Here is a 26640-nt window from a genome sequence, read left to right as displayed (position 1 = left end):
AACGTCGAATGTTGTGATGGTTTGAGGCGAGGTAAGAGGCACGGAGAGGTCAAGGCATCGTGCTCGGACGGGTTAATCCAACTCTTTTAAGCCATGCGCCAGCTGCCAGTACTCGCCGTGCTGGGCGAGCAGCTCTTCGTGCGTGCCGCGCTCGATGATGCGGCCGTGTTCGAGGACCATGATGGCATCGGCGTCGCGGACGGTGGACAGGCGGTGCGCAATCATAAACGTGGTGCGTCCACGCATGATGCGGTCCATACCGCGCTCGATGAGCTTTTCGGTACGCGTGTCGATGCTCGAAGTGGCCTCGTCCAGGATGAGCACCGGCGGATCGGCGACGGCCACGCGCGCGATGGCGAGCAGCTGACGCTGACCCTGCGACAGGTTGGCGCCGTCGGCCGTGACCGGTGTGTCGTAGCCCCGCGGCAGGCGGCGGATAAACGAATCCGCGCAGGCGGCCTCGGCAGCGGCGCGCACCTCCTCGTCGGTCGCGTCGAGCTTGCCAAAGCGGATGTTCTGCGCAATGGTGCCGCTAAACAGGTGCGTGTCCTGCAGCACAATGCCGAGCGACCCGCGCAGGCTGGCCTTGGCAATGTGCTTGACGTCGATGCCGTCGTACGTGATCTCGCCGTCATCGACCTCGTAGAAGCGGTTGATGAGGTTGGTGATGGTCGTCTTGCCGGCGCCCGTGGAGCCCACAAACGCAATCTTTTGCCCCGGCTTGGCAAACAGGTTGAGGTCCGTGAGCACGCGGGCGCCCGGCACGTAGGAAAAGTCCACGGCATGGAAGCGCACGTCGCCGGCAAGCGGGACCAAGCCGCACGTGAGCTCGGTGCCGTCGGCGGCCACCGCGCGGCCCGACTCATCAACGGCTGCCACGTCATGCAAGTGCCCGTACGCGCCCACGCCCTGGCCCTCGGGAATCTTCCACGCCCACGCGGCGTCGCCCGTCTGCACCAGCTCCACGCAGCCCTCGTCCACCTCGGGCTTAAGGTCCATGGCTGCAAACAGGCGCTCGGCACCGGCCAACGCGTTGAGCAAGAAGTTGCCCAGCTGCGTAAACTGGTTGATGGGCATGGCGGCTTGGCGCACAAAGACCAGATAGCTTGCAAGCGCGCCCACGTCGGCAAGCCCCTTGATGCAGAGCATGCCGCCCGCCACGGCGACGATGGCATAGTTGACGTAGCCGATCACGACGGTCATGGGCACCATGGAGTTGGCATAGCTCACGGCGGCGGTGCCGGTGCGGCGAAGCTCGTCGTTGCGGAAGGTGAAGCCGGTGACATTCGCCGCCTCGCGGTTAAAGACCTTGATGACCTTTTGGCCCGAGACCATCTCTTCGATATATCCGTCCAGGTCGCCAAGCGATGCCTGCTGGGCGGCAAAGAAGCGCTTAGAGCGCGCGCCCGAATAGCGCGCATACAGCACAATGGCCGCATCGCACACGAGTGTGATAATCGTGAGCTGCCAGTTAAGGATGATGAGCATGGCCGTGGTGCCCACAACCTGAATGGTGGCCTGAATCACGTTGGCAAAGCTGTTGTTAAGCGCCTCGGAGACGGTGTCGACGTCATTGGTGAAAAAGCTCATGATGTCGCCCGAGCGCGTGCTGTCAAAATAACTGAGCGGCAGCGTCTGGATGTGCGCGAACAGGTCGCGGCGAATATCGGACACCACGCGTTGGGCCGCGCGCACCATGATCTGCGAGTAGCCCAGGGCCGAGAGCACGCCCGCGGCGTAGATGATCGCCGTCAGGATGACCTGCTTGGCGAGCAGTTCCTCCCCGCCCGTAGCCAAGCCGTTAACGATGGGGCGCACCATGTAGGTGCCGGCGAGGCTCGCGATGGCGGCGACGGAGGCGAGCACGCCCACCGCGAGCAACGAGAACTTGGCATGCCCCATGTAGGAGAGCAGGCGGCGCACGGTGCGCTTGAGGTCGGCCGGGCGTGCTTGGGCTGCGGTCTTAGGCATGGCGCTCACCCCCTTCCAAGGGCGATCCTCCGGGGACGGAGGAAAACGGATCATTCGCGCAACCATCGTCGCTGCCGTCGCCGGCGTCCGCGTTCCCCGCAAACTCCATCTGCGAGGCGTAAATCTCCTGGTAGATGTTGTCGCCCGCCAGCAGCTCCTCGTGCGTGCCCACGCCGTGGACACGACCGTCGTCCAACACCACAATGCGATCGGCATCCATGACGCTCGCGATACGCTGGGCGATGATGAGCACGGTCGTATCGGAAATCCGAGCGATGTGCTCGCGAAGCTTAGCGTCGGTCGCCATATCGACCGCGCTGGTGGAGTCATCAAAAATGAGCACGCGCGGATGCTTGAGCAGCGTGCGCGCGATGCACAGGCGTTGCTTCTGGCCACCCGAAACACCAGCGCCGCCTTGGCCCAACTCGCCGTCCAGCCCGCCGATGCGATCAAGGAACTCGTCCACGCACGCCGCGCGGCAAGCCGCGAGGAGTTCATCGTCCGACGCCTGCGGATTGCCCCACTGCAGGTTCTCGCGCACGGTACCCGTAAACAGCACATTCTTTTGCAGCACAATGCCCACAGCGTCGCGTAGAGTCGCGAGGTCGTAGTCGCGCACGTCGCGTCCGCCCACAAGCACGGCGCCTTCGGTGGCGTCGTACAGGCGCGCAATCAGCTGCACAAGCGAGCTCTTGCCCGAGCCCGTGCCGCCGAGGATGCCCACCGTCGAGCCGCTCTCGATGCGAAGGTCGATATGCTCGAGCACATCCTCAGCTGCATCCGCGCGGTATTTAAAGGAAACGTCGCGAAACTCGATACTGCCGTCCGCTGGCGCCGCAATCGCGAGGTCTCCCGCGGGGTTGGCGATAAAGGGTTCCTCATCGAGCACCTCGGCGATACGGCCCACACTCGTGAGAGCGCGCGTGAGCAGCAAAAACACGTTGGAAATCATCATGAGTGAGTTCATGATCAGCAGCACGTAGCTCATAAAGCCCGTGAGCGAGCCCACGCCCAGCTTGCCGGCGAGAATCATGCGGCCGCCAATCCACAGGATGGAGAGCGCAGCCACGTACATCGACAGCTGAAACACCGGCAGGTTGAGCACGGCGGTGCCGAAGGTCTTGGTCGCCGTGCCGGCGAGCTCGGTATTGACGGTGTCGAACTTGGCCTCCTCGTGCTCGGTACGAACGTAGGCCTTGACGGCACGCACGGCGGTGAGGTCCTCCTGTACCACGCCGTTGAGGCGGTCCATCGAGGTCTGGAGTTGGCGGTAGAGCGGACTGACGCGATAGGTGATGACGCCCAGTACGATTGCCAGCACGGGCAAGATGATCGCAAAGACGGTGGCGAGCGGGCGCGACAGCATCAGCGCGTAGATAAGGCCGACGATAAGCGTCACCGGGCCGCGCACCATAGGGCGAAAGCCGTTGCCCACAGCATTTTGGATAACGGTGATGTCCGTGGTCATGCGGGTGACGAGCGAGCTGGCGTCGTAGTTGTCCAGGTTGCCAAAGGCGAGCGTTTGAATCTTTTTGTACTCGGCCTCGCGCAGGTTAGCGCCTAGGCCCGAGGCAACGCGGGCGGACGTGCGGGCATAACCCAAGCCCAGTACCAGCGAAAGCGCAGCGCACACCAACATGTACGCGCCCTGCAGCAGCATGTAGTTGATATCACCCGCAGGCACGCCCACATCGATGATGTTGGCCATGATGACCGGGATAAACAGTTCGAGCACCGTCTCGACCGACACAAAGAACACGCCGAGGATGGCATCGCGACGGTATGCCCCTAGATAGGAAAACAGTATTTTGAGATTGCGCACGCAGGTTCAACCCCCATCAAACGTTGTTCGCAAACGCACGTATTATTGCGCGCCGAATAATGGTGTCAAGTATTCCGAAATCGTTTTCTGCAAGGTTAGCGCCGGCGGCGAGTTCTCGTGATGTGTGTCCATATTCACTCGGAATAATGGTGCGCGAGACTTTTTCGCTCCGGCGTCATCACAAACCTTGACTCTACAATCGTTATAGGGTTTTCACTACACTGGTACGTAAACAAACCCAGCCAGAAAGTGCCTCGCCCATGGAACACGACCTCACACGCGGTAATGTCCTTAAGACCATCGCGGTCTTTGCCCTGCCTTATATGCTCTCGTACTTTTTGCAGATGCTCTACGGCATGGCCGACCTGTACATGATGGGGCAGTTTAGCGGCGCCGCCGGCATCACCGCCGTGGGCAATGGCGCGCAGACGCTCTATATCATTACCGTGACGCTCGTGGGCCTGGCCATGGGAACGACGGTCATCGTCGGTCACGCCGTGGGCTCGCGCCGGTTTGACCGCGCCGAGACCGCCATCGGCAACACCATTACGCTCTTTATGGGTGTCTCGGTGGTGCTGGCCGCTGTCCTGCTCGCACTGTGCCCACAGATCGTGGCGCTCATTGGCACGCCGGCCGAGGCGGTCGAAGGCACCGCCGCCTACCTGCGCATCTGCTTTGTCGGCATTCCGTTTATCGCCGCATACAACATCCTCTCGGCCATTTTTCGCGGCCTGGGCGATTCGCGCTCGCCCATGTACGTGATTGGCGTGGCGTGCATCATCAACATCGCGCTCGATTTTCTGTTTATCGGCCACATGGGGCTCGGCCCCGTGGGCGCGGCACTCGGCACGGTGACCGCCCAGACGGCCAGCGTTGCCCTCGCGCTCGTGTGGCTCAAGAGCCGCCGCACGAACATCCACGTTAAGCGCAGCGACCTGCGCCCCCAGCCCGAGGTGCTCGGCAGCATTCTTAAGATCGGCGTGCCCGTGGCCGTGCAGGACGGCTGCATCCAGGTGGCGTTTATGTTTATCACCGTCATCGCCAACCACCGCGGCCTGGTCGACGCCGCCGCCGTGGGCCTGGTCGAGAAGATGATCAGCTTTTTGTTCATTGTGCCGAGCTCCATGGGCGCCACCGTCAGCGCGCTCACGGCGCAAAATGCCGGCGCGGGCAAGGGCGATCGCGCTCGTCAGGTGCTCAAAGACGCCATGACCATCTCGGTGGTGTACGGCTGCCTGATCACGGTGCTGATGTGGCTGGTAGCGCCGGCGTTTATCGGCTTTTTTGCCAAGGACGCCGCAGTGGTCGCGGCCGGCACTGGCTACATGCGCAGCTACATTTTCGACGCGATCTTTGCCGGCATCCACATTTGCTTTAGTGGCTTTTTCGCTGCATACGGCAAGAGCTACATCGGCTTTGCGCACAACGTACTAGCCGTGGCGCTCATTCGCGTGCCGGGCGCGTGGCTGCTGTCGAACGCCTATTCCGACACGCTGTTTCCCATGGGCATCGCCTCGCCGTGCGGATCGATTTTGTCGGCGGTCATCTGTGTTGTCGCGTTTACCGTGCTCAACCGGCGCGGGGCTTTTGACAAGTTGGTAGCGTAGCGGGACGACGCGAAATCGCCCTCATCGACGATATCATCAGCGACGACCCCACAACCTACGTGACGCAGATCACGGTGCCCGTATCGCTAGGCTAGACCGAGCCGCGTCTCTAGCTCGGTCAACGCCTCAAAAGCATCGCGAGACGCACCTGCCGAGCGCTCACGTTCCGCAATGCGAATTCGCGCCATCAGGTGCTCTTTTGCCTGCACTTGGTCGTGCTTCGTGCGCCCTTCCGCCTGCGAGCAATTGCGATTCTCTATATCCATTACGCCACCGGCACCTCACCAGTCGCCAGGATCTGCTCGAGTGCATCCTCATCTAATACGGGCACGCCCAGCTGCTCGGCCTTGGTGAGCTTGGAGCCCGCTTTGGGACCGGCGACCAGATAGCTCGTCTTCTTTGAAACACTGCCCGAGACCTTGGCACCAAGCACCTTGAGCGCCGCGCCCGCCTCGTCGCGCGTGCGATTGACAAGCGTGCCAGTAAGCACGAAGGTCAGGCCCGCGAGTGGTTGTGCGTCGGCGAGCTCGCCCGCCACGCCAGCGTCGGCTGCGGCTTGCGCATGTGCGGCGCTCAGGTCGACCTCGAGCGAAAGGCCCGCTTGGCGCAGACGTTCCAGCACGGCTAGGTTCTCGGGCACGGACAGGAACTGCTTGACGCTCGCCGCAATCTTGGGACCGATGCCCTCGCACTCGGCGATGTCCTCTTCGCTCGCCAAGATAAGCTTGTCGATCGACAGGAATCGCTCGGCGATGACCTCGCCCACGCTCTTGCCCACGTGGCGGATGCCCAGGGCAAACAGCACGCGACCGAGCGGCTGGCTCTTGGACTTGTTGAGCTCGGCGACGATCTTTTCGGCTGTCTTGAGGCCCACCGGAATGGGGTCGCCCTTCTTGACGCCCTTTTTGCTGTTGGAGCTGGCATAGGTGCGCCCCGTGTCCAGGCCTGCGATGTCATCGACCGTGAGCTGGTAGAAGTCTGCGACATCGTGGATCAGGCCGGCGGCGATCATCTTGTCGACGATCTCGTCGCCCAGGCCGTCGACGTCCATGCAGCCGCGGCTCACCCAGTGAAGCAGGCACTCCTTGAGCTGCGCGGGACAGTCGATGGAGACGCAGCGGTAGGCAACCTCACCGTCCTCGTGGACCACGGGGCTGCCGCACACGGGGCAGACCTCGGGCATGTGCCAGTCGACCGAGTCGGCCGGGCGCTTGTCAAGTACCGGGCCCACGACCTCGGGAATCACGTCACCTGCCTTGTGCACGATGATGGTGTCGCCCTCGCGCACGTTTTTGCGACGGATCTCGTCGATGTTGTGCAGCGTGGCGCGCGCGATGGTGGAGCCGGCGACCGTCACCGGGTCGAACTCGGCAACCGGCGTGAGCACACCGGTGCGGCCCACCTGGATGCGAATCTCGCGCAGGACGGTCTGCTTTTCCTCGGGCGGGAACTTAAAGGCAATGGCCCAGCGCGGTGCGCGGGCGGTAAAGCCCAGGTCGAGCTGCTGCTGGAAGCTATCGACCTTTACGACCACGCCGTCGATGTCGTAGTCCAGGTCACCGCGATGTTCGAGCGCCTGGGCACAGAACTCGTGGACCTCTGCCGGCGTTGCGCAACGAGCCACGTTGGGGTTGACGCTAAAGCCGGCGCTACGCAGCCAATCGAGGAACTCGCGCTGACTGTGGACGTGCAGCGGGTCGGTATCGGCGATGGCATAGATAAAGGTGGCAAGGTCGCGGCGCGCCGTGACCTTGGGATCCTTCTGACGCAGGCTGCCGGCGGCGGCGTTGCGCGGGTTGGCGAAGGGGTCGCGGCCCTCGGCATCGGCCTCGTCGTTCAGGCGCACAAAGCTGCCCTTGGGCATATAGACCTCGCCGCGTACTTCGATGGTGCGCTCGCGGTCGGCGCCCATGTGGGCGAGCGCCGGCTCGGACAGGTGCATGGGCACATCCTTGATGGTACGGACGTTGAGCGACACGTCCTCGCCCGTGGTGCCATCGCCGCGTGTGGCCGCGCGCACGAAGGTGCCGTTTTGATAGGTAAGCGCAACGCCCAAGCCGTCAATCTTGAGCTCGCAGGTATAGGTGACGCTACCGGCGCCAAGCGCATCCTCGGTGCGCTGGAGCCATGCGTCGAGTTCGTCCAGATCCATGGCATCGTCCATGGAATACATGCGTGCCATGTGCGTGACCGGCGTAAACTGCTCGCTCACGTAGCCGCCCACGCGCTGGGTATAGCTGTCGGGCGTTACCAGATCGGGGTAGGTCGCCTCGATTTCCCGCAGCTCAACGAGCATTTTGTCAAAGGCGGCGTCCGTGATCTCGGGCGCGTCGAGCATGTAGTAGCGATAGGCGTGGTAATCGAGCTCGTGGCGCAGCTCGGCCGCACGCGCTGCCGACTGGGCACGGGCATCAGCCGGTGAAGCGGTATCCGTGCTCGCGGGTGTTTCGGTATCGATGTCCACGCCGTCACCAAACAGGCTCGATTGCTCCATAGCGGCACTCCTTCGCTCGATTTCAAACGGATACAAGAGTACCACCGGTCGCGATGGAGCCAAATCGCCCTTTCCAACCGCACCGAATCGGCAGCCGCCAGACCGGGTGGATCGCGCAATCAAACCATGCCCTTGCCATTTCCAAATGGTCCGTTTTCCTCCGTCCCCAACGGATCAATGAGAAAAGAGGGGCTGTCCCGCGTTGATGGGACAGCCCCTCTGGCTTCGATATGTGCGATACGGCTCGTTAGAAACCCTGACCGTAGCCCTGGCCCTGGCCCTGCTGGCCCAGCAGCTCCTCCAGATACTGGCGCAGCTGCTCGTCGGTAATACCGCCGTTGCCGGTGTCGGTCGAACTGTCGTCCTGCTGCTGGTTCTGCAGTTCCTCATCGGAGCCCAGCTCAACCGTGACCTTCTTCTCTTCCTTGCCGCGCATGAGCGTGATCTCGACCTTCTCGCCCACCTCGTGGCTGCGCAGTGCGATGATCAGGCCATCAGCGCTCGTGATCTCGTCGTCGCCCAGCTTGGTGATGACGTCGCCCTCTTGGATGCCAGCCTTAGCAGCAGGGCCGTCCTCGACGACACTTGCCACATACGCGCCGCTATCGGTGCTGAGCTTGTTGGTGCGGGCGTTGAGCGCGTTGACGCTCGAAAGCGTGGCGCCCATGTACGGATGCACCGGCGTCTTGCCGTCGATGATCTGGTCGGCAATGTTCTTGGCGTAGTTGACCGGAATGGCAAAACCCACGCCCGAGCTGGAGCCCGAGTAGCTCTCGATGAGCGAGTTGATACCCACCAGCTCGCCATTGTCGTTGACGAGCGCGCCGCCGGAGTTGCCCGGGTTGATGGCGGCATCGGTCTGGATCATGTTGGCATAGATGGTGTTACCGCTGGTAGAGCTCATGGCCGTGGAGCGATACAGCGCCGACACGATACCCGTGGAGACAGACTGCTCGTTGCCGAACGGCGAGCCGATTGCCATGACCCACTCGCCCACGTTGAGCTTGGAGGAGTCGCCGATCTCGATCGGCGTGAGCTTGGAAGCGTCGGCGTCCTTGAGCTTGATGACGGCCAGGTCGCTCGAGGCATCGTTGCCCACGAACTCGGCCTCGTACGTGGTTCCGTCGTCCATGGTAACCACGTACTGGTCGTAGCCGTCGACCACGTGGTTGTTGGTGAGGATGTGGCCCTCGGTATCGAGCACTACGCCCGAACCGACGCTGCCCGAGCTATCCGACTCATCAGCAGACTGCGAAAGCGAGCCATTCTGGCTGCCGCTCGAAGTGGCGGTGATGGAAACGACGGAGGGCAGGGCCTTGGCGGAAACGGCCTCGGCCAACGTGGTGTCCTCGGAATCAATCGTAATCTTTTGCGTCGATGAGCCCGAAGCACCCGCCGTCACGGCATTCTTGCCGCCACCGATATCGAGCGTGCCGCTCATAATGAGCGCAATGACCAGCAGGGCACCGCATGCACAGCCGGCGAGTGCCGTAATAAAGATCGGCAGCTTTTTGGTCTTGGTCTTGACCACCGTGTGCTTGTTTACAACCTGCTGGCCACCCAGCGGCTTGCCGGTCTGCGTGTCGTAGGCCTGCACGTAGGGAATGTTACTGCCGGCAGGCGTCGACTCAACCTGTACGCGCGGTTGCTGCTGAGTCTCGCCGACGTGGCCCACATCCTGGGGACGCTGGGAATCGTTCTCGCTCATGGCTGCGATCCTTTCGTCAAATAACCAAAGGCCCGCCAAACATGTGGCGGGCCATCATTGTTCACGTTGAGTTGTACCCCAATATGCGGGCGAACGTGTATGAGAACGCAATCTTTTAGGAAGGCTTAAGTTCTGTTGCAGGCCCGAAAGGACCCGGCCTACGGCAAAACCACCACAAAGGTGCCTGTCCCCTTTGTGGTGAAAAGCTAGTCCTTAAACAGATAGCCCACGCCGCGGACGGTGGTGATATGTGCCGCGATCTGCGGGCCCACCTTGGAGCGGATGCGTCGGATGTGCACGTCGACGGTACGCGTACCGCCGCAGTACTCAAAGCCCCACACGCGGTGCAGCAGCACCTCGCGGCTGTAGGCGCGGTTGGGGTGCGTCGCCAAAAAGCTCAGCAGCGAGTACTCCATCAGCGTCAGGTCGATGGGCTCGCCATCGAGCGTCACCTGGTAGGTAGCCAGGTTGATCTCGAGGTTATCGATGTTGAGCACATCGTCGGCGGTAACGGTCTCCTCCTCGCCCATCAAGCGCTGCGCGCGAGCCTTGAGCTCGTTGGGCGTCGCCGTGGGGCACACAAAGTCGGCATGCGCGTGATTGGGCAGGCGCAGGGTGCCGAGCGCCTCATCGTCGACGATCACCAACATGGGGACGCCGCCGCGATCGTCAAGCCACTTGGCAATCTGATCGATGCGGTCGCTGCGGATGCCATCGGAATCGAGGATCAGCAGGTCAAAGTCGTGCGCCGCAGTCGGCGAATCGGGAGTAGCCAGGCTCACCTCGACACCCAGGGTAGTCGTCAAGCTGCGGGCAAACTCGTGGAAGCGCGTCGTGCGCGCCATGAACAGGGCACTCTTTTCGGACATATCGGCCTCCAAAGAAATGAGCTCAATCGTACTGGAACAAGCCAGCGCGATTAGGAGTTCGCCAGGTAGTGCTTGATCTCCCACTCGGTGATCGTAGACTCAAACTTATGCCACTCGTCGCGCTTCTTTTTGAGGAAGAAGCTGTGGATGTGTTCGCCGAGGGCATCCTTCATAAACTGCGAGTCCTCAAACACGTCGAGCGCCTCTTTGAGCGAGCGCGGCAGCGGCGTGTAGCCGGCCTCGACCATCTGACGGTCGGTAAGCTTGAGCGTCTCGGCCGTTGCCTCGGGCGGGAGTTCCAGCTTGCGCTCGATGCCGTCGAGACCAGCCGCCAGCGTGACGGCGTTGACCAGGTACGGGTTGGCCATGGGGTCGGGGCTACGAAGCTCGATGCGCGTGGACAGCTGCTTGCCGGGCTTGTAGACCGGGATGCGGACCATGCTCGCGCGGTTGCGCAGGCCCCACGTGGCGTACTGCGGCACGGAGTCGCCGCCCGTGGTGATGCGCTTGTACGAGTTTACCGTGGGGTTGGTGATGGCGCTGATCTCGCGCGCGTGCGCCAGGATGCCGGCCATGTAGTGCTTGGCGATATCGGAGAGGTGATACTTCTCGTCGTCCTCGCCCCAAAAGACGTTGTTGCCGTCGTGGTCGAATAGCGACTGGCACAGGAACATAGCGCTGCCGTCCTCGCCCGCCAACGGCTTGGGCATAAAGGAGGCGTGGCACCCGCTCTCGTAAGCCTGCTGCTTAATGATGAGTTTGGCCGTGGTGATGGCGTCGGACATGCTCAGGGCCTCGGCGTGGCGCAGGCTCATGCCGTGCTGCGAGCGGCCGGCGGCGTGGAAGGTGTACTCCACGGGCACGGACATCTTCTCGAGCGTGAGGACCGTGTTGCGGCGCAGGTCGCGGGCGGCATCGCTCACCGAAAGATCGAAGTAGCCCACGTTGTCGAGCGGCTCGGGCGTGTGCTCGTCGGGGAAGTAGTAATACTCCAGCTCGGCGCCCACGTTGAGCAGGTAGCCGGCCTTTTCGGCCTTGCGGAACATGCGGCGCAGGGCATCGCGCGGGTCGCCGGCAAACGGCTTGCGATCGGGAGTGCACACGTCGCAGAACACGCGGGCGACGCCGTTGTGGCTCGGGCGCCACGGCAGGATCTGGAAGGTCGAAGCATCGGGAAACGCCAGCATGTCGGCTTCCTCGGGCGTGGCAAAGCCCTCGATAGCGGAGCCGTCAAAGCCAATACCCTCCTCAAAAGCGACCTCGAGGTCCTCGGGGCTGATGGCAAAGTTCTTGAGGCGGCCGAGAATGTCGACAAACCACAGACGCACAAAGCGGATGTCACGCTGCTCTACGGAGCGGAGTACGTAATCGATGTTCTGCTGGTTCATGTCGCTCCCCTTTCTTTCGGGCGGGTTTCGACTGGTCTATATCGCAGATACTATCGCAGAAAAATGTTTCCGCAGGGTTAAAGCGTATCAAGCGCTCAAAAAACGTGCGCGAACAGGCAGTTGCGAACGAATGGTTAGCGCGAGGTCGATGCGCGGTGTTCGATGTGGCCGGGGATCTCGATGCGTTTGGGCGCCAGCTTTGCGGCCTCGCCCACGGTGGTGGTAACGACGTCGATGCGCTCGGAAAGGCGCTCGACTACGCGCTCGGCAATGGTGAGGGTGTCCTGCGCGGCCGTGGTGACGCCGCCAAAGAGCACATGGTTCCAGGGGTAGTCGTCAAACGTCGCGATCTTGAGCCCCGCCGGCAGCGAGGGACCAAGCTGCGCCAGCGCCTCGGTCAGACGCAGGAAAACCAGGCCGTTGACGGCGATAAGGCCGAGCCTTTTGCCCGCGTAGTCGCGGATGGTCTTGTCCAAGCGACCAACGCCCGTGGCACCGCCATCGGCCAGGGTGACGACCTCGCCCGCAAGGCCGCGGCGCAAAAGCTCGTCGGCAAAGGCCTCGGCGCGCTCTCGACGCACGGGGCTATCGTCGCTTGCCTCGGTGAGCAGGCACAGACGCTCGCTGCCCGCAGCTGCCAAGGCGTCTACCAAGCCGGCGACCAGCTCACGGTTGTTAGATGTCACCAGGTCAACACCGCCGTCGGCAACGTCGCGGTCGAGCAGCACGACGGGCAGACGTCCCGCTGCCGCGGCGATCGCCTCGTCATTGCCTCCGCAGGTGTTGACGACCAGGCCGTCCACGCCGGCATCGATAAGCCTGGTGAGCGACTCCGCTTCCTTAGCGGGGTCGTTGCCGCTAATGGCCGTCATGAGCGAGCAGCCGCGCGCGGCGGCGCTAACGGAAAGCCCTTCGAGCATGGCGCTGGAGAACGGGTTGGCGATGTCGGCCAGGATCACGCCGATGAGGTTGGTGCGCGAGCTGCGTAGATTGCGCGCGGCGGCACGCGGGCGATAGCCGGTGCGCTCGATAACCGCCGCGATGCGAGCACGGGTTTCCTCGGTCATTTGCCCGGGGCGGTTGTTGAGATAGCGCGAGACCGTGGCCGGGCTCACGCCCGCCTCGGCGGCAATGTCCTTGATTCTCATCTGCGCCATAACGCACCCCGTTTCCCAATTGTCGGCGGTCTGAGCCATTTTAGGCATTTTTTAAAAATCTCGGTTGCAAAACGCTGTAGGTGAGTATACTACAACTCGAAACGAAACCGATTTCGTAAACCGATTTCGGCGAGCGTTGGCACGCAGGTGCAAAGACGCACCCTACCGTCTTGGCACCTGCGTGCCAACGCCATATCAAAGGTGTACGCACGAGTAAAAGGAGCTGCGCGACCATGGGTAAAACGGTTCTTACCTTCGGCGAGATCATGATGAGACTCTCACCCAAAGACCACCTGCGTATTGAGCAGGCAACCGAGTTTGACGTCCACTACGGCGGCGCCGAGGCCAACACTGCGCTTTCCCTGGCCTACCAGGGCGACAAGGCCGCTTACGTCTCCGTTGTCCCGGCCAACCGTCTGGGCGAGTGCGCCCTGCGTTCGCTGAAGGCCTACGGCGTCGACACCACGCGCGTCGTGCGTCAGGGCGACCGTCTTGGCTCCTATGTGTTTGAGGTCGGCGCCTCGCAGCGCGGTAACGGTTGCGTCTACGACCGCAAGTACTCTGCCATCAACATGGCCAAGCGCGACGTCTTTAACTGGGACGAGATCCTCAAGGGCATCGATGTCTTCTATTTCTCCGGCGTGACCCCCGCCGTCTCCGATGAGATGGCTGCCGCCTGCAAGGATGCCCTCACCGCCTGCCGCGCCAAGGGCATCACGACCGTGTGCGACGTGAACTATCGCGGCAAGATGTGGTCGCCCGAGAAGTCGCAGGCCACCATGAAGGAGCTCCTGCCGCTCGTCGACATCTGCATCGCCAACGACGAGGACGCGCCTGCTGGCCTCGGCATGACCTGCGTCTCCGGCTCCCTTGCCCACGGCATCGAGGAGCGCGACACCTACGTCGAGATGGCCCGTCAGATTTGCGCCGAGTACGGCTGCAAGAAGGTCGCTTCGGTCGTCCGCAACATCTCCTGCGTCGAGCGCTCCATCTGGATGGGCATGCTCTTTGACGCCGAGAGTGGCGAGCACTGGTTCTCCCCTGCTCACGACGTGCACGTGCTCGAGGGCGTTGCCGCCGGCGACGCTTTCAACGCCGGCCTCGTCCATGCCCTCATCAACGACTTTGACCCGCAGGACGCCGTCAACTATGCGATTGCAGCCTCGATCCTCAAGCTCACCATCAAGGGCGATTCCAACTTGGTGACCGCAGACGAGATCGCAGCCGTGGCATCAGCCGCCGACGGTGGCACCCGCGTCGCACGCTAGTCCGTCTCCATTCCGCGGGCCGCAGCTTTCCAATCCCATACCTCTGCGGCCCGCTCCCCGATTCCTCCGGCCGGGCAAAACCACCAGTCCCATTCCGGTTTTGTCTGGCATTCCCTACATGACTGGTCGAGCAGCCGGTTTTGGAATTGCTTGAACCCCAAGCGGTGCCTCCGATAACCAATCCAAAATCGGCTCCTGACCAGCACATTTGGTAATCACGCGCCCATGCGCGCCACACATCGAAAGGAACATCATGTTCGATCAGTTCTACACCACGCTTGAGTCCCTGGGCATCGTGCCGGTCGTTGTGCTCGACAAGGTCGAGGACGCCGCCCCGCTCGCCCACGCCCTTATGGCAGCTGGCATGAAGTCCGCCGAGGTCACCTTCCGCACCGCCTGCGCCGCCGAGTGCATCGCCGCTATGGCCGAGGCCGAGCCCGAGATGTGCGTTGGCGCCGGCACTGTCCTGACCGTCGAGCAGGTTGAGCAGGCCCGCGCCGCCGGTGCCAAGTTCATCGTCTCCCCGGGTTACAACGAGGACGTCGTGAAGCATTGCATCGACATCGAGCTGCCCGTCCTTCCCGGCACCGTGACCCCCTCCGAGGTCACCGCAGCCGAGAACCTGGGCCTCAAGGTCACCAAGTTCTTCCCCGCGTCCCAGTATGGCGGCCTGAACACCATCAAGGCCCTCGCCGCTCCGTTTGTCGGTCACCGCTTTATGCCTACCGGCGGCGTGAGCACCGCCAACGTCGAGGAGTACCTGAGCTCCTCCGCCATCATCGCCTGCGGTGGCACCTGGATGGTCAAGCCGGCCCTGTTTGCCGACGGCGACTTCTCCAAGGTCGAGCAGATCGCCCGCGAGGCCATGGACGTCGTCAAGAAGGTCCGCGGCTAGGTTTAGCTCTCTATCGTGAAAGGGGGCGTGCCCTAGACCTCGCCCCCTTTCTTTTAAAGCGGCTCGGAAGCGCGCCGTTTCCGTCACGAACAAGAACCAAAACCGTCTTGTATGCTGATAGAACGTGACGGAAGCGACACGCCCCCGAGCCGCTTTGTATAATCGGCTGGCAGTCGCGCTCAACTGAGCCACTTCGGTAAAAGCCGAGCCATCAAAACAGCTGCGGCGCCGTCTGGAGGAATGGACCTTTGCTTCCGGTCTTTCCCTCCAAGCGGCACCGCATCTTTGTGCCCCGGTCACACCCCAACGCAGTTGCGGTGAAATAGGGACTGTTTGCGCCACCTAGGTCACAAAACAGTCCCTATTTCACCGCAACTTATATGGGGATTGATTAGATGAACGAGTCTTTGGACAGCTCAAAATAGTCGGGATGCAAGGCGATAACCGGGCCCTGCTCCTCGGGCATCAGGTGCAAGTGCGTCTCTGCCAGATAGCTCGCCGTGTCGGTATCGCCCCTCTTAATGGCCTCGAGAATCCGGCGATGCTGCCGACGAATCGGCTCCCAATCCAGGTCCTGCGACACCATACGCAACCAGTTGTATCGCTCAAAATGTGTGTTGATGCTCTTCATCCAATCCCACAACATGTGACGGCCGGCAATCACGAAACACGTCTCATGGAACAGGTTATCCAGGTCGAAAAAGCGACGCGTTTCGCTATGGTCGAGCGACTCGGACTCGGCAAGAATCTGCTCAAGCCACTGCTTTTGCTCGGGCGAGGCGGCCGAACAGCATTTAATAAGCACGCTTCTCTCGAGCTTCTCGCGCAAGAAACAAGCGTTCTCAGCGCGTTCCATGCTGATCTTAGAGACGTAGGTGCCGCTTTTGGGACGCGTTTCCACCAGCTCCTGCTCGCGCAGACGCACAAAGGACTCGCGAATGGGTGTGCGCCCGATTCCCGTCTCTTTTTCCAGACCAATCGCCGAAAGGCGCGTGCCGGGCTTGAGCTCGGCATAGATGATCTTGGAGCGCAATGCGTTGTACGCCTGGTCTTGCAGGCTCTGATAATGCTGGTGCTGTTCCATAAAGCCCTCGGATAAGTCCTCGGTTAGTCGAATACCACCATGCAATACTATCGCATCCCCCGCCCCATCATAAGTTGCGGTGGAATAGTTCCTGTTCAAGGCCTTCAGCAGCAAAACAGGAACTATTCCACCGCAACTACAGCCAACGAGTTGTTGCGATTAGGTGAACGTTCACCTTTTTATTGTTTTTCTCTTCGCAAATAAAATCCCGTGCGTATACTTAGACTCAAACGAAACCGATTTCGTTGAGCGTGGGCAATAGGATGCTAAGACGCACCCTACCATCTTGGCATCTTATCGCCCACGCAATACCATTTGCTTTCTTCCCGTCTCGTTGGACCTTTAGTCCCATTCCGGCACAGCGAGACACTTCCTAGACGACTGACCGTGGGGCCGGCTTTTCTGCTTTTGCAGCAGTGCCTCCGATAACCCTCTTTTGCCGGCCCGGGTCAGCTTTTTCACACAACCGAAAGGACGGGTAGCAACATGCGACCGCTCATCATCATGCATGGCGAGAACATCGACTGGTGCCATACCGTCATCAGAATGCTGATGTATCTTGTGGGCGTTGCAGTACTGGCACTCGGTATGAGTCTCCAGACGGCATCCGGCCTGGGCGTCGCCGCGCTCACGTGCTTTGCCACAACCCTATCCATGCTCACTGGCAAGACGCTCGGCTTTTGGATCACCGCAACCTACGTCGCCTACATCGTGGCGCAATTAGCCATCTTGCGAAGCGAGTTCCAGCCGCGCATCCTGCTCGAGTTGTTCTTCTCAACGCTGATTGGCGGCTTGACCGACCTCTTCATGGCGGTCAACCCACTGCATCCCACGGCACTCCCCACACAGATTGCGACCATGCTGCTCTCCCTCGCTGTCACCGCATTTGGCGTAAGTCTCGTCGTCAACATGGGCGTTGTCCCCAACGCGCCCGACGGCTTGGTGCAAGTCATTGCCGAAAAGCTTAAACGCCGCTTTGGTGACGTAAAAGTCGTGTTTGACTGCTCACATGTCGCCGCCTCGCTCGCGTTGTCGCTGATCTTTATGTACAACCTGGGCGGCTTTGGCGTCACGACCGCCATCTCGGCACTGTTCCTGGGCCATGTCATCAACGTCGCCAACAAGCTGTTCGCCCAGCGCTTTATCCGCGCGGCATTTGGAAAATAGCACCACCGCAAAACCCGCGAGTAGCGCTTACTTTGCTATATCTTGCTATACTTTGCTATATCTTGCTATATCTTGAGCAAAGGTGGCTCACATGCAAACAAACCCTTTTAAGCCCACAGCAGGTAAAACACCTCCCACGATTATCGGCCGCGAAGATGTGCTCGAAGAATTCAATGAGGGCCTCGTCAACGGGCCTGGTGCCCCGGGGCGCCTAATGCGCATAGCCGGCGTCCGTGGAACGGGCAAGACGGTCCTCCTTGACGAGTGCTCACGTTTGGCGCAAAGCCGTGGCTGGACGGTCATAAAAGAGGTCGCAACCGAGGGACTTTGCCAACGCATTCTCGAACAGCTGCAGCCCAAATTCCAGGCCAAACACGCCAGATTTGAGCCCACCGTAGCTGGCATATCCATCGGCAGCATAGACATTGAGCGAATCGGTCCATCGCTACGCGACGCCATGAGACAGACAATATCCAAGAATGAAAATGGCCTGCTCATCACTCTCGACGAGGTTCAAGACGCAGAGCTCGATGAGGTCCGAACGCTCTCCATTGCGATTCAGCAGGTTATCGGCGAAGACCTTGATATAGCCTTTGTTTTTGCGGGGCTGCCTTCGATGATTGAAAGCATCATCAACGGAAAGACACTTACGTTTTTGCGCCGTGCCCTCCCCTTTGACCTGAAGGCTGTGGCAGTAACCGAAGTGTCGTACTCCCTCGAGGAAACCATTGAAGCGTCTGGCATGGAGTTGCAGCCAGGTATTGCCGGGCAACTTGCCGAGGCAACGCAAGGTTATCCTTTCATGATCCAACTCGTTGGATACTACGCATGGCAGTTGGCAAGACGCGCACATACACCGATTATTGGAGAAGAAGAAGCCGAGCGCGGCATTGCAACGGCACGCGAACGCTTCTGTGCCATGGTGATTGAGCCCGCGCTACAGCGCATTCCGCCCACGTGCATCGCTTATCTGCTGAGCATGGCATCTTTGGGGCAGACGAGCTCGACCAGCATGGTTGCCGATGCCCTAAACAAAACGCCTCAACAGGTGAGTTCCGTCCGCAGCCGCCTGTTAAGAGAATCGATTATCGAGGCTCCCTCGTACGGCAAGGTCTCATTTGCCATCCCCTACATGCGCGACTACCTCTACGAGCACAAAGCCGAACTGGAAGTTGAACTGTAGAAACGGCAACTGCCCTGCAAGACGAAAACCGTTTTCGTACGGATTAAAGCAGACGTAAACGATTTTCGTCTTGATTTGCGTACGGAATTAAGACGTAAATTGCGCTTTCGTACGCTTATTACCAGACGCAAATTGTTTTCGTCCGGCCATGCGTCCCCAACCTAGACGAAAAGAGCCCCGAGCTCGTATTGAACTGCATCCCAATTCTTGGACGGGCGCCGATGCCCTGATCTCTGCCATGTCGAGGTGCGAGATCAAATCCTTGGCGCGCTCGCCGGAGTGGTATGCCTTGTTCGGCGCCACCTTCCTGTAGAGCTTCTTGAGCTTCGTCTTCCCCTTGTTGCCCGGCGGCATCTCCGTCTCAGGTGGCAGCCCTAGGAAGGACAGGACGCCGGGCAGGTCGCACAGCATCACGTCCTCGATGTCGGCCTTGGCCGCCAGGTCGACGACTCTCTGCGCTGTCGGCGAGATGTTCGGGGTGCTGCTACCGCCCGCTGGTTCGGAAGCTGGCGGGCAGTAGCGGGCAGTAGCGGCAGTAGCGGTGTGGCTCGATAGGCCCGAATATCCGTAAGGAAGGTGCTCGCTCTCATATGTGCTGATATGCCTCGCCTCGCGAACCTTGGGATGCTTCCTGAGGTAATCCCTCAATTCGAGCCACTCTTTATGCTCATAACGCTTCGAAATCGTTTCCCCGTCGACAGTTCCTTCACATAATGGTATGTTCGAACGCCTTCGAACTTGCCGAACCCGTTCTCGACGCTGAAGTTTCTGAACCAGCGCGAAAACCCATTCAGGTCCATGAAGTTGACTTGGGGATGCCTGTCTTTCGTTCGTTCGAATGAGTGGACGAGCGGAGTGCCTTTGACTTGTTCCAGGCCGAAGGCTTCCATTTCGCGGGCCTGCTCCTTTTTCCAGAATTCGAGATACGACGTCAGCGTCTCGCTTATCGAGATCCTCCGCACGCTTTTCTTGCTTTTGGGCGAGCGAACGCTTCGATCGGCCGCGAACTGCTGCTCAATGAGGATGCTTCTGTTCTCGACGGAGACATCGGACCACGTCATCCCGAGGGCTTCTGCCCTTCTCATGTCGGTGTCGAGCATGAGCATCATGCATGTGATGTGCGCGTCCGGTTCTCGATTGAGTAGGATGTCGAGTAGGCGAGCGGCGTGATGGTTCCTTCGCGGTTGTCGTGGAACTTTTTTGCGTACGAGCCGACGGTGTCCCTCGATTTTTGGACGTAGGTGCCGCTGTTGAGTTCTGCCTTGTAGGCTTCGAGTGCGGCGTCGACCTCTCGGCTTTTGGTGGTATGTATGGTCTGCCACGGCGAATAGCGGTATTTGCCCGTGACCGGATCCTTGCCGAGGCTGTGACGGTAGCGCCACGTGTATTTGTCGCGGCGTTGCTTCGTTCCTTTGCCTATGACGAGAGGACGGTCGTTCATCGTGTTCCTTGCCTGAAGTGCCTGAGAATCGCGCTCGGTTGCGCGGAATGGCGCAAAGGGCTGGGGCGGCTGGGCATTACCCTTGGTGGTGGGCCCTGCGTGGGGTCACACCCCAAGGGTAATGCTCCGCCTGACCGCTTTCAAGCTCGTTGTGGGTCGAATTTGGGTCGAATTATTCCGCGTACTTTTCTTTCGTAAATCTATGAAAACATCAAATGACCTGGAGTTATATTGACTTCAATTTGGGTCGAAATGTCTGAATGAAACAACGTCGTAGCGACCTCATAACCCGAAGGTCGGTGGTTCAAATCCGCCCCCCGCGACCATGAAACTTCAGGTCGGAAGCATAAAAGCTCCCGACCTTTTTCTTTGTCTAGGGGTTTCGGCATCTCTCGTTCTTTGGGTACCTCGAGGCGGGCAATCAGATAGATGCTTACGAGTATCATAGGGTCTTTTTACGTCGCGGTCGTGTCTCGTACTGGTGCGCCGCTCTTTGTAGGACGTGTCACTTTGCCATAGGTTGTCCGGCGGCGGGGCGCAGGTCGTTCCCCGTGGCGTCGCTCCTTTCGACGCTACGCTGCCTGGCTACTCGTTCCACTGGTGCTTTTTCATGTCGACGCAGCCGTTGTCTCGGAAGGCGACTCCTTCCTCCGTCAGTAGTGCTCGCTGGTCGGGGAAGTTTGGCACGAGGCGTCCCGCGTGGTTGACGACGCGGTGGCAGGGATAATCGCCGTAGCGATCCGCCTCGCTCAGCACCGCTCCGACCAGGCGAGAGTTTTTCTCCCTGCCGATGAGGCGCGCTATCTGACCGTACGAGGCGACGCATCCCGCCGGAATCTCTGCCACGACGGAGAGAATCTCATAAACCAAATCTTCGTCCAGGACTTTTCCCATCGTATCGCTCCCGTGTTCGCTTTTGCCTTCGGGGGCGCGGCGCCGATCACCCGTACTGCGATTTTCGCAGCTCCCCTTACCGAAGCATCGAGGGAAAGCGCGTGCGTGTCAAGGTTGTCTGGTCCAGTTGCTGGCTCGATGCCTCGAGATGTTCGCCTCAAGTGCGACCTGCCCCTATTGGAAAAGGATGCCGAAGATGTATTTGGTGATGGCGGAGCGGCGGATGACCCCCACGAGTTTGCCCTCGTCATCAACCACAGGAAGCTTCTTGAACTTCTTCTTCGCCAGCAGCGCGGCGACGCGGGCGATGCTCTGCTCGGGACGGGCACACACTACCTGGCGCGTCGCGAAATCCATGACGCAGCGATCCTTCAGGTCTTCGATGCGCTGCTCAAGGCTCTGATCGTCGAAGTACAGCATGGACGCGTCGCCGCCCGTGAAGATGGTGTGAGCGCGATGCTGCGCGATGGCTCCCATGACATCGCCGTCGGAGATGAACCCGACCACCTGGTTGCGCTCATCGATTACGGGCATGCTGCTCACCTCGTTTTCGGCGAGCATGCGCACCACGTCGGAAATCGTGCAATCCTGCGTGCAGGTGAACGGCTCTTCAATCATGATGCTCGAAACGGGCGTCCCCTCGAGCTCGAGCGGGATGCGCTCGGACAGAATCTCGGACATCGCTTATGCCTCCTTCGTTTTCGGTGCGGTTTTCTTGGTGCGCACGCTGAATATGGCGCAGATAAGGGAAACGAGGCCGATTGCCGCGCACACCTTGTAAGCGACGCCCGCGCCCACGGCGGTGGCTACTTGGATGCTCGCATCGACGCCGGCCGACGCGGTGACGCTTGTCATGACCGTGACGATGAGCGCCGTGCACAAACCGCCGGCGACCTGGCGGCCGGTGTTCGCGATGGCGTTGCCGTGGGCGATCATGTCATTTTTCAAGGCATTGACACCCCATGTGTTCACCGGCATGTTCGCGAGCGACTGGCCGGCGGACTGCAGCATGCAGAACAGCGCAACCACCAAGATGGGCGTGTTTACCGTCGAAAGCGAGAGCAGGAACAGGGCGCCGGTCATGAGGGCCAGGCCGACGATCGAGATGGCACGCGGACCGAACTTGTCGAACACCACGCCGGAGATAGGGCTGATGATGATGCCCACCGCCGCGGCGGGAAGCATGGCCATGCCGGTTTCGAAGGCCGAAGCGCCAAGCGAGGTTTGCAGCAGCAACGGCAACAGCGTGTTGGTGACCAGGCATGCGGCGTTGATGAGCGTGACGATGATGGCGGCCACGCGGAACTCGCGCGTCTTGAGCGTGCCCAGTTGAAGCAGCGGGTCCTCGATTTTGCCCTGGCGTACGACAAACAGCACCAAGCACACGACACCCGCGACGATCGAGCCGAGCACCACGGGGTTGCCCCAACCCATCGACGAGGCGCTCGAGAACCCGTAGAGAAGTCCGCCGAAGGCGATGGTGGAGAGGACGACCGAGGGCAGGTCGAGCTTGGGGTTCTTCAGCTCGCCCACGTTTTTCAGCATGAACACGCCCAGCACCAGCACGAGAATTGCGAGGGGGACGATGGCGCCGATCATGGTGCGCCAGCCGTACGTGTCGATCACCGCACCGCCTACGACGGGGCCGACCGCGGGACCCGCCGACATGACGATGCCCGCCATGCCCATAGCCGTTCCTCGTTTCTCGACGGGGAACACCAGCATGGGAACCACCGAGACAAGCGGCATGAGCACGCCTGAGCCCGCCGCTTGCAACACGCGACCGATGATGAGGAACAGGAAATCAGGGGCTGCGGCGCACAGCAGCGTGCCCAGCGCGAACACCAGCGTCGCCCCGAAGAATAGCGCGCGGGTGCTGAACTTGTCGATAAGGAACGCCGAAACGGGGACCATGATGCCGCTCACCAGCGGGTATATGGACATGATCCACTGGGCAGTCGAGGCATCGATGGCGAAATCGGACATGATGACCGGCAGCGCAGGCGACATCACCGTTTGGTTCAGTAGCGCCAAGAAGGCACCCAGGACGACGACCGCGACGATGCGGATCTGGGTACCGGTAATGCGCCCATTGGCGGGCGCGACCGTACAATTATCAGACATAAGCTTCCTTCGTATCTATTCGATTCTTCGCCGAAGGCGCGCCGGCCCACGGGCGAAATAACATGCACGTGCTATGCGTGCATCAGATACGACAGGAAGAAAGCGGCTGCTCAGAGCGCACTTGGGGAACAACAGGAGAGGCCCCGTATACCAGGGGCCGCCGAATTGCGATGTATGCTTTGGTCAAATCCTTCATAGCGGGGAGGTATTCTAGCAGCCGTCTTCGCCCCTTTCAAGGGATGTAACCCAGACGTTGATTTTCTTCACCGAGGCGCCATCGTTGACGGGTGGCGTGCTTCTCTATCGCCACACCGCGGGGCGAGGGAACGCCGCGGCGAGCTTGTACATCGGCTATGTGTGCAGCTGCGAGCGTGTCGCCGGCGCGCGCTGGGCGCCAGTCCGATCCGGCCGACTCTTGCCGACGGTCGGTCGCCGTCCTCCTCCATCTCCGCCTGCTCTGTTTTTGCTCGGCTCCCTTGTCGTATCATGGACGGACGAGAATTGAGCGAAGGCGGTACGTATGAACATCCAGATATTCGGCACGAAGAAAAAGCTTCGATACTAAGAAGGCGCAGCGCTATTTCAAGGAACGTCGTGTGAAGTTCCAGTTCATCGACTTGAAGGAAAAGGGGATGAGCAAAGGCGAGCTCGAAAGCGTGGCGCGCGCCGTCGGCGGGATCGACGCTGTGATCGATCCAAAGGCGAAAGATGCCGACACGGTTGCGCTCGTACAGTATCTTGCTGCCGACCAGAAGTTCGAAAAGGTGCTCGATAACCAGCAGATTCTTCGTGAGCCCATCGTTCGCAACGGCCGCCAGGCAACCGTTGGCTACGAGCCTGACGTGTGGAAGGGCTGGGAATAAAGCGGCTGGGAATAAAGTGAAGCGCCCACGCCCGTGGTTTTATCCACGGACGCGGGCGCTTGCGTAAGACGTCTCTTGTCGTTTGAGTGGAGCGCCCCGGCGGCGCTGAACAACGCGCCCCGGTGACGTGGCTCGGGGCTCTTTGTGCCGCACATCTATGAGAGGAGATATTTGATGCGCATGGGCGCTACTCCATGTAGCCACCCTGAATGGCGGAAACTGCATGCTCGGTAAAGAACTTGAGCGTGCCGGAGGTATAGCGATTAGCCTTGGGCTTCCAAGCGGCTCGGCGCTCGGCCAGGACGGCATCGATCTCGGCCGGCTCCATCTCCTTGCCGGCGATGCCCACGATAGACAGCGAGCGCTCGGGAATGTTGATCTGGATAAGGTCGCCCTCCTCGATCAGGGCAATCGGGCCGCCCACGGCAGCCTCGGGCGAAACGTGACCGATAGCCGGGCCCTTGGAGGCGCCGGAGAAGCGGCCATCGGTGATAAGGGCAATGCTCGCACCCAGCTCGGGATCGCTGGCGATAGCCTCGGTGGTGTAGAACATCTCGGGCATACCGGAACCCTTGGGGCCCTCATAGCGAATGATAACGGCATCGCCGGGCTTGACCTCGTGCGTCAGGACGGCGTGGATGGCGTCCTCCTCGCAATCGAACGGACGGGCCTTAAGCGTGGCCTGGAACATCTCGCGCGGAACAACCGTGTGCTTGACGACGGCGCCCTCGGGGGCAAGGTTGCCGTGGAGGATGGCGATGGAGCCGTCGGTACCAAAAGCCTGGTCAAACGGGCGAATGATGTCCTCGCGCTTGAGGTTCCATTTCTCCAAGTAGCGGCCGCACTTCTCGTAGTAGCCGTTGTTCTTAAGGTCCTCGAGGTTTTCGCCGAGAGTCTTGCCGGTGACGGTCATGACGTCGAGGTGGAGCATCGACTTGATCTCCTCCATGATGCGCGGCACGCCACCCGCATAGCAGAAGAACTGCGCCGGCCACTCACCTGCGGGACGAACGTTGAGCAGGTAGTGGGCACCACGGTGCAGACGGTCGAAGTCGTCGGCGGACATCTCGATGCCAAACTCGCGGGCGATCGCAGGGATATGCAGCAGCGAGTTGGTGGAGCCGGAAATGGCGCCGTGGACCATGATGAGGTTCTCGAAGGACTCCTTGGTCACGATGTCGCGCGGGCACAGGTTGTGTTCGGAGAGCCACACGGACTGACGGCCGGCCTCGCGCGCAAACTCACGCAGATCGGAGCTGGTTGCGGGCAGCAGGGCCGTGCCGGGGAGCATAAGGCCCAGGGCCTCGGCGGTAACCTGCATGGTCGACGCGGTGCCCATAAAGGAGCAGGCGCCGCAGCTGGGGCATGCGTTGTGCTTGGCAAACTCAAGTTCCTCGCGAGAGATCTCGCCGCGCTCGTAGCGGGCAGAAATCGCGCCGAGCTGCTCCAGGGTCAGCAGGTCGGGGCCTGCATCCATGACACCGCCGGTAACGACGATGGAGGGGATGTTGATGCGGCCCATGGCCATGAGGTTCGCAGGCAGGCCCTTATCGCAGCTGGCGACAAAGACGCCGGCGTCGAACGGGGTGGCCTTGGCATGGATCTCGATCATGTTGGCGATCATGTCGCGGCTGGGCAGCGAGTAGTTAATGCCGTCGTGGCCCTGGGCCTCGCCGTCGCAGATATCGGTGCAGAAGTAACGGGCACCGTGACCGCCAGCCTCGGCAACGCCAGCACGGACCTCCTCGACCAGCTCAAACAGGCCGGCAGAACCCGGGTGCGAGTCGCCAAACGTCGACTCGATAATGACCTGCGGCTTGTCCAGATCCTCGATGGTCCAGCCAGACCCCAGACGCAGCGGGTCCATCTCGGGGCTGATGGTGCGAAACTTGCCGGAACGCGGCTGCAGCTTGGCAACCAGGTCGGCTGCCTCCTGCTGAATCTGTGCCTTGGTCTTCTCGTCCATAATGCTCTCCTCTTTTGATTTGAACGGTTGTACCAATCGTTGGTTAATGAATCAGGTGTAAATGGGTACCGAGCGATGCACTCGGCAAAAGATGCTTAGCTACGCGAACTAGGCGAAGAACGAAATCACCAGGGCGCAGGCAAGACCCGAAAGGCCGATGAGCGTCTCCATAATGGTCCAGGACTTGAGGGTGGTTTTCTCGTCAATCTCCAGGAACGAGGAGCACATCCAAAAACCGGCATCGTTGACGTGCGAGAGGGCCGTGGCACCGCCGCAGATAGCACGCATGGCGGCCGAGCACGCAACCAACGACCAGGTCATCTGTATCAAAGAGCTCTGCGACGAATCCGAGCACCTGGCCGAGGCCGGTGAGGATTACTCCGCCGCCGACACCGCGTTCCACAATGCCATTGCCGAAAGCTGCGGCAACCTCGTCGTTCCCCGCCTGATGGGCGTGCTCAAGGCATCCGTCCCCCTCTTTATCGACGTGACTGGCAAAAAGCTCGTCGAGGAAACTATCCGCACGCACCGCGATGTGGCCGACGCCATCGCCTCGCGCAATCCCACCGCCGCGCACGACGCGATGTATCTGCACCTGGTGTATAACCGCAACATGATTGCGGAGGGAGCAGAAGCAAAAGGCATTTAGGGCCCGACAATAATCTTTCTTTGGCAAAACGCAGGCGGCGGCTGCCCAACACACAGGGCAGCCGCCGCTTTTTGCAATCGATTGGTGTAA

General features: G+C 60.7%; 24 protein-coding genes. 7 read left to right on the top strand and 17 right to left on the bottom strand.

Features of this window, described 5'->3' with window-relative positions; genetic code table 11:
• Positions 1 to 72: 72 nt before the first annotated feature.
• Together ABHU32_RS00250 and ABHU32_RS00245 are read right to left on the bottom strand one after the other, a co-directional pair.
• Positions 73 to 1971: an ABC transporter ATP-binding protein gene (locus ABHU32_RS00250; protein WP_346978395.1), complete on the bottom strand. Its 1899-nt coding sequence runs from the start codon at positions 1969 to 1971 to the stop codon at positions 73 to 75.
• Complete coding sequence (locus ABHU32_RS00245) at positions 1964 to 3793, bottom strand: ABC transporter ATP-binding protein (RefSeq protein WP_346978394.1); 1830 nt, start codon at positions 3791 to 3793, stop codon at positions 1964 to 1966. The genes ABHU32_RS00250 and ABHU32_RS00245 overlap by 8 nt, the downstream gene beginning before the upstream one ends.
• 260 nt (positions 3794 to 4053) lie before the next feature.
• On the opposite strand from ABHU32_RS00245, the gene ABHU32_RS00240 reads away from it, so the two are divergent.
• The gene (locus tag ABHU32_RS00240; RefSeq protein WP_217107564.1) at positions 4054 to 5400 is read left to right on the top strand and encodes an MATE family efflux transporter; all 1347 of its coding nucleotides are present in this window, start codon (positions 4054 to 4056) and stop codon (positions 5398 to 5400) included.
• An 86-nt stretch (positions 5401 to 5486) separates the two neighbouring features.
• Here the strand turns inward: ABHU32_RS00240 and ABHU32_RS00235 are convergent, their stop codons facing one another.
• The 6 genes from ABHU32_RS00235 to ABHU32_RS00210 all read right to left on the bottom strand — a co-directional run bounded on the left by ABHU32_RS00235 (position 5487) and on the right by ABHU32_RS00210 (position 13016).
• Complete coding sequence (locus tag ABHU32_RS00235) at positions 5487 to 5666, bottom strand: hypothetical protein (RefSeq protein ID WP_346978393.1); 180 nt, start codon at positions 5664 to 5666, stop codon at positions 5487 to 5489.
• Positions 5666 to 7894, bottom strand: a complete 2229-nt coding sequence (gene ligA / locus ABHU32_RS00230) for an NAD-dependent DNA ligase LigA (RefSeq protein WP_346978392.1) — start codon at positions 7892 to 7894, stop codon at positions 5666 to 5668. The genes ABHU32_RS00235 and ligA overlap by 1 nt, the downstream gene beginning before the upstream one ends.
• A gap of 247 nt (positions 7895 to 8141) precedes the next feature.
• On the bottom strand, positions 8142 to 9602 hold the full coding sequence (locus tag ABHU32_RS00225) for a S1C family serine protease (protein WP_346978391.1): 1461 nt from the start codon (positions 9600 to 9602) through the stop codon (positions 8142 to 8144).
• 206 nt (positions 9603 to 9808) lie between these two features.
• Positions 9809 to 10471, bottom strand: a complete 663-nt coding sequence (locus tag ABHU32_RS00220; protein WP_195543861.1) for a response regulator transcription factor — start codon at positions 10469 to 10471, stop codon at positions 9809 to 9811.
• A gap of 50 nt (positions 10472 to 10521) precedes the next feature.
• Complete coding sequence (locus ABHU32_RS00215; protein ID WP_055286015.1) at positions 10522 to 11859, bottom strand: glutamine synthetase family protein; 1338 nt, start codon at positions 11857 to 11859, stop codon at positions 10522 to 10524.
• A gap of 134 nt (positions 11860 to 11993) precedes the next feature.
• The gene (locus ABHU32_RS00210) at positions 11994 to 13016 is read right to left on the bottom strand and encodes a LacI family DNA-binding transcriptional regulator (protein WP_346978390.1); all 1023 of its coding nucleotides are present in this window, start codon (positions 13014 to 13016) and stop codon (positions 11994 to 11996) included.
• A 233-nt stretch (positions 13017 to 13249) separates the two neighbouring features.
• On the opposite strand from ABHU32_RS00210, the gene ABHU32_RS00205 reads away from it, so the two are divergent.
• On the top strand, positions 13250 to 14284 hold the full coding sequence (locus ABHU32_RS00205; RefSeq protein WP_346978389.1) for a sugar kinase: 1035 nt from the start codon (positions 13250 to 13252) through the stop codon (positions 14282 to 14284).
• 253 nt (positions 14285 to 14537) lie between these two features.
• Positions 14538 to 15179 carry a bifunctional 4-hydroxy-2-oxoglutarate aldolase/2-dehydro-3-deoxy-phosphogluconate aldolase gene (gene eda / locus ABHU32_RS00200; RefSeq protein ID WP_006234738.1) on the top strand — a complete coding sequence of 214 codons (642 nt, stop codon included), beginning with the start codon at positions 14538 to 14540 and terminating at the stop codon, positions 15177 to 15179.
• A gap of 391 nt (positions 15180 to 15570) precedes the next feature.
• On the opposite strand, the gene ABHU32_RS00195 is transcribed toward eda, so the two are convergent.
• Entirely contained in the window at positions 15571 to 16263 is a 693-nt protein-coding gene (locus ABHU32_RS00195; protein ID WP_346978388.1) for a GntR family transcriptional regulator, read from the bottom strand.
• Between the two features lie 486 nt (positions 16264 to 16749).
• On the opposite strand from ABHU32_RS00195, the gene ABHU32_RS00190 reads away from it, so the two are divergent.
• Positions 16750 to 17430, top strand: coding sequence for a YczE/YyaS/YitT family protein (locus ABHU32_RS00190; protein ID WP_055309694.1), 681 nt, complete (start codon positions 16750 to 16752; stop codon positions 17428 to 17430).
• A gap of 91 nt (positions 17431 to 17521) precedes the next feature.
• Entirely contained in the window at positions 17522 to 18613 is a 1092-nt protein-coding gene (locus ABHU32_RS00185) for an ATP-binding protein (RefSeq protein WP_346978386.1), read from the top strand.
• Between the two features lie 87 nt (positions 18614 to 18700).
• On the opposite strand, the gene ABHU32_RS00180 is transcribed toward ABHU32_RS00185, so the two are convergent.
• The 6 genes from ABHU32_RS00180 to ABHU32_RS00155 form a co-directional block, all read right to left on the bottom strand.
• Positions 18701 to 19261 (bottom strand): hypothetical protein, encoded by a 561-nt coding sequence (locus ABHU32_RS00180; RefSeq protein ID WP_346978385.1) that lies wholly within the window; start codon positions 19259 to 19261, stop codon positions 18701 to 18703.
• Positions 19258 to 19713, bottom strand: coding sequence for a site-specific integrase (locus tag ABHU32_RS00175; RefSeq protein ID WP_346978383.1), 456 nt, complete (start codon positions 19711 to 19713; stop codon positions 19258 to 19260). The genes ABHU32_RS00180 and ABHU32_RS00175 overlap by 4 nt, the downstream gene beginning before the upstream one ends.
• Positions 19714 to 19718: 5 nt before the next feature.
• Entirely contained in the window at positions 19719 to 20054 is a 336-nt protein-coding gene (locus ABHU32_RS00170) for a hypothetical protein (protein WP_006234743.1), read from the bottom strand.
• A gap of 585 nt (positions 20055 to 20639) precedes the next feature.
• Positions 20640 to 20948: an MGMT family protein gene (locus ABHU32_RS00165; protein ID WP_055309689.1), complete on the bottom strand. Its 309-nt coding sequence runs from the start codon at positions 20946 to 20948 to the stop codon at positions 20640 to 20642.
• Between the two features lie 174 nt (positions 20949 to 21122).
• Positions 21123 to 21629, bottom strand: a complete 507-nt coding sequence (locus ABHU32_RS00160; protein ID WP_006234745.1) for a CBS domain-containing protein — start codon at positions 21627 to 21629, stop codon at positions 21123 to 21125.
• A 3-nt stretch (positions 21630 to 21632) separates the two neighbouring features.
• Positions 21633 to 23072: an MDR family MFS transporter gene (locus ABHU32_RS00155; protein ID WP_270225546.1), complete on the bottom strand. Its 1440-nt coding sequence runs from the start codon at positions 23070 to 23072 to the stop codon at positions 21633 to 21635.
• A 632-nt stretch (positions 23073 to 23704) separates the two neighbouring features.
• Between ABHU32_RS00155 and ABHU32_RS00150 the strand changes: the two genes are divergently transcribed.
• Entirely contained in the window at positions 23705 to 23935 is a 231-nt protein-coding gene (locus ABHU32_RS00150; RefSeq protein WP_430393421.1) for an arsenate reductase family protein, read from the top strand.
• 187 nt (positions 23936 to 24122) lie between these two features.
• On the opposite strand, the gene ilvD is transcribed toward ABHU32_RS00150, so the two are convergent.
• Together ilvD and ABHU32_RS00140 are read right to left on the bottom strand one after the other, a co-directional pair.
• Positions 24123 to 25901, bottom strand: a complete 1779-nt coding sequence (ilvD, locus tag ABHU32_RS00145) for a dihydroxy-acid dehydratase (RefSeq protein WP_346978380.1) — start codon at positions 25899 to 25901, stop codon at positions 24123 to 24125.
• A gap of 108 nt (positions 25902 to 26009) precedes the next feature.
• Entirely contained in the window at positions 26010 to 26189 is a 180-nt protein-coding gene (locus ABHU32_RS00140) for a GntT/GntP/DsdX family permease (RefSeq protein WP_232219726.1), read from the bottom strand.
• Between ABHU32_RS00140 and ABHU32_RS00135 the strand changes: the two genes are divergently transcribed.
• Positions 26188 to 26550 carry a FadR/GntR family transcriptional regulator gene (locus ABHU32_RS00135; protein WP_346978378.1) on the top strand — a complete coding sequence of 121 codons (363 nt, stop codon included), beginning with the start codon at positions 26188 to 26190 and terminating at the stop codon, positions 26548 to 26550. The two genes, ABHU32_RS00140 and ABHU32_RS00135, sit on opposite strands and share 2 nt — an antisense overlap.
• Positions 26551 to 26640 lie beyond the last annotated feature (90 nt).

The organism is Collinsella aerofaciens, assembly GCF_039758965.1.
Lineage (GTDB): Bacteria > Actinomycetota > Coriobacteriia > Coriobacteriales > Coriobacteriaceae > Collinsella > Collinsella aerofaciens_BR.
Note: the sequence above shows the minus strand (reverse complement) of the source record. Positions and strands in the feature narration are given on the sequence as shown.

Coding starts and splice junctions, on each gene's coding strand:
- ABHU32_RS00250 (WP_346978395.1), bottom strand. CDS start 1,971: ATGCCTAAGACCGCAGCCCAAGCACGCCCGGCCGACCTCAAGCGCACC.
- ABHU32_RS00240 (WP_217107564.1), top strand. CDS start 4,054: ATGGAACACGACCTCACACGCGGTAATGTCCTTAAGACCATCGCGGTC.
- ABHU32_RS00235 (WP_346978393.1), bottom strand. CDS start 5,666: ATGGATATAGAGAATCGCAATTGCTCGCAGGCGGAAGGGCGCACGAAG.
- ligA (WP_346978392.1), bottom strand. CDS start 7,894: ATGGAGCAATCGAGCCTGTTTGGTGACGGCGTGGACATCGATACCGAA.
- ABHU32_RS00225 (WP_346978391.1), bottom strand. CDS start 9,602: ATGAGCGAGAACGATTCCCAGCGTCCCCAGGATGTGGGCCACGTCGGC.
- ABHU32_RS00220 (WP_195543861.1), bottom strand. CDS start 10,471: ATGTCCGAAAAGAGTGCCCTGTTCATGGCGCGCACGACGCGCTTCCAC.
- ABHU32_RS00215 (WP_055286015.1), bottom strand. CDS start 11,859: ATGAACCAGCAGAACATCGATTACGTACTCCGCTCCGTAGAGCAGCGT.
- ABHU32_RS00210 (WP_346978390.1), bottom strand. CDS start 13,016: ATGGCGCAGATGAGAATCAAGGACATTGCCGCCGAGGCGGGCGTGAGC.
- ABHU32_RS00205 (WP_346978389.1), top strand. CDS start 13,250: ATGGGTAAAACGGTTCTTACCTTCGGCGAGATCATGATGAGACTCTCA.
- eda (WP_006234738.1), top strand. CDS start 14,538: ATGTTCGATCAGTTCTACACCACGCTTGAGTCCCTGGGCATCGTGCCG.
- ABHU32_RS00195 (WP_346978388.1), bottom strand. CDS start 16,263: ATGGAACAGCACCAGCATTATCAGAGCCTGCAAGACCAGGCGTACAAC.
- ABHU32_RS00190 (WP_055309694.1), top strand. CDS start 16,750: ATGCGACCGCTCATCATCATGCATGGCGAGAACATCGACTGGTGCCAT.
- ABHU32_RS00185 (WP_346978386.1), top strand. CDS start 17,522: ATGCAAACAAACCCTTTTAAGCCCACAGCAGGTAAAACACCTCCCACG.
- ABHU32_RS00175 (WP_346978383.1), bottom strand. CDS start 19,713: ATGCTCGACACCGACATGAGAAGGGCAGAAGCCCTCGGGATGACGTGG.
- ABHU32_RS00170 (WP_006234743.1), bottom strand. CDS start 20,054: ATGAACGACCGTCCTCTCGTCATAGGCAAAGGAACGAAGCAACGCCGC.
- ABHU32_RS00165 (WP_055309689.1), bottom strand. CDS start 20,948: ATGGGAAAAGTCCTGGACGAAGATTTGGTTTATGAGATTCTCTCCGTC.
- ABHU32_RS00160 (WP_006234745.1), bottom strand. CDS start 21,629: ATGTCCGAGATTCTGTCCGAGCGCATCCCGCTCGAGCTCGAGGGGACG.
- ABHU32_RS00155 (WP_270225546.1), bottom strand. CDS start 23,072: ATGTCTGATAATTGTACGGTCGCGCCCGCCAATGGGCGCATTACCGGT.
- ABHU32_RS00150 (WP_430393421.1), top strand. CDS start 23,705: ATGAGCAAAGGCGAGCTCGAAAGCGTGGCGCGCGCCGTCGGCGGGATC.
- ilvD (WP_346978380.1), bottom strand. CDS start 25,901: ATGGACGAGAAGACCAAGGCACAGATTCAGCAGGAGGCAGCCGACCTG.
- ABHU32_RS00135 (WP_346978378.1), top strand. CDS start 26,188: ATGGCGGCCGAGCACGCAACCAACGACCAGGTCATCTGTATCAAAGAG.
- ABHU32_RS00140 (WP_232219726.1), bottom strand. CDS start 26,189: ATGCGTGCTATCTGCGGCGGTGCCACGGCCCTCTCGCACGTCAACGAT.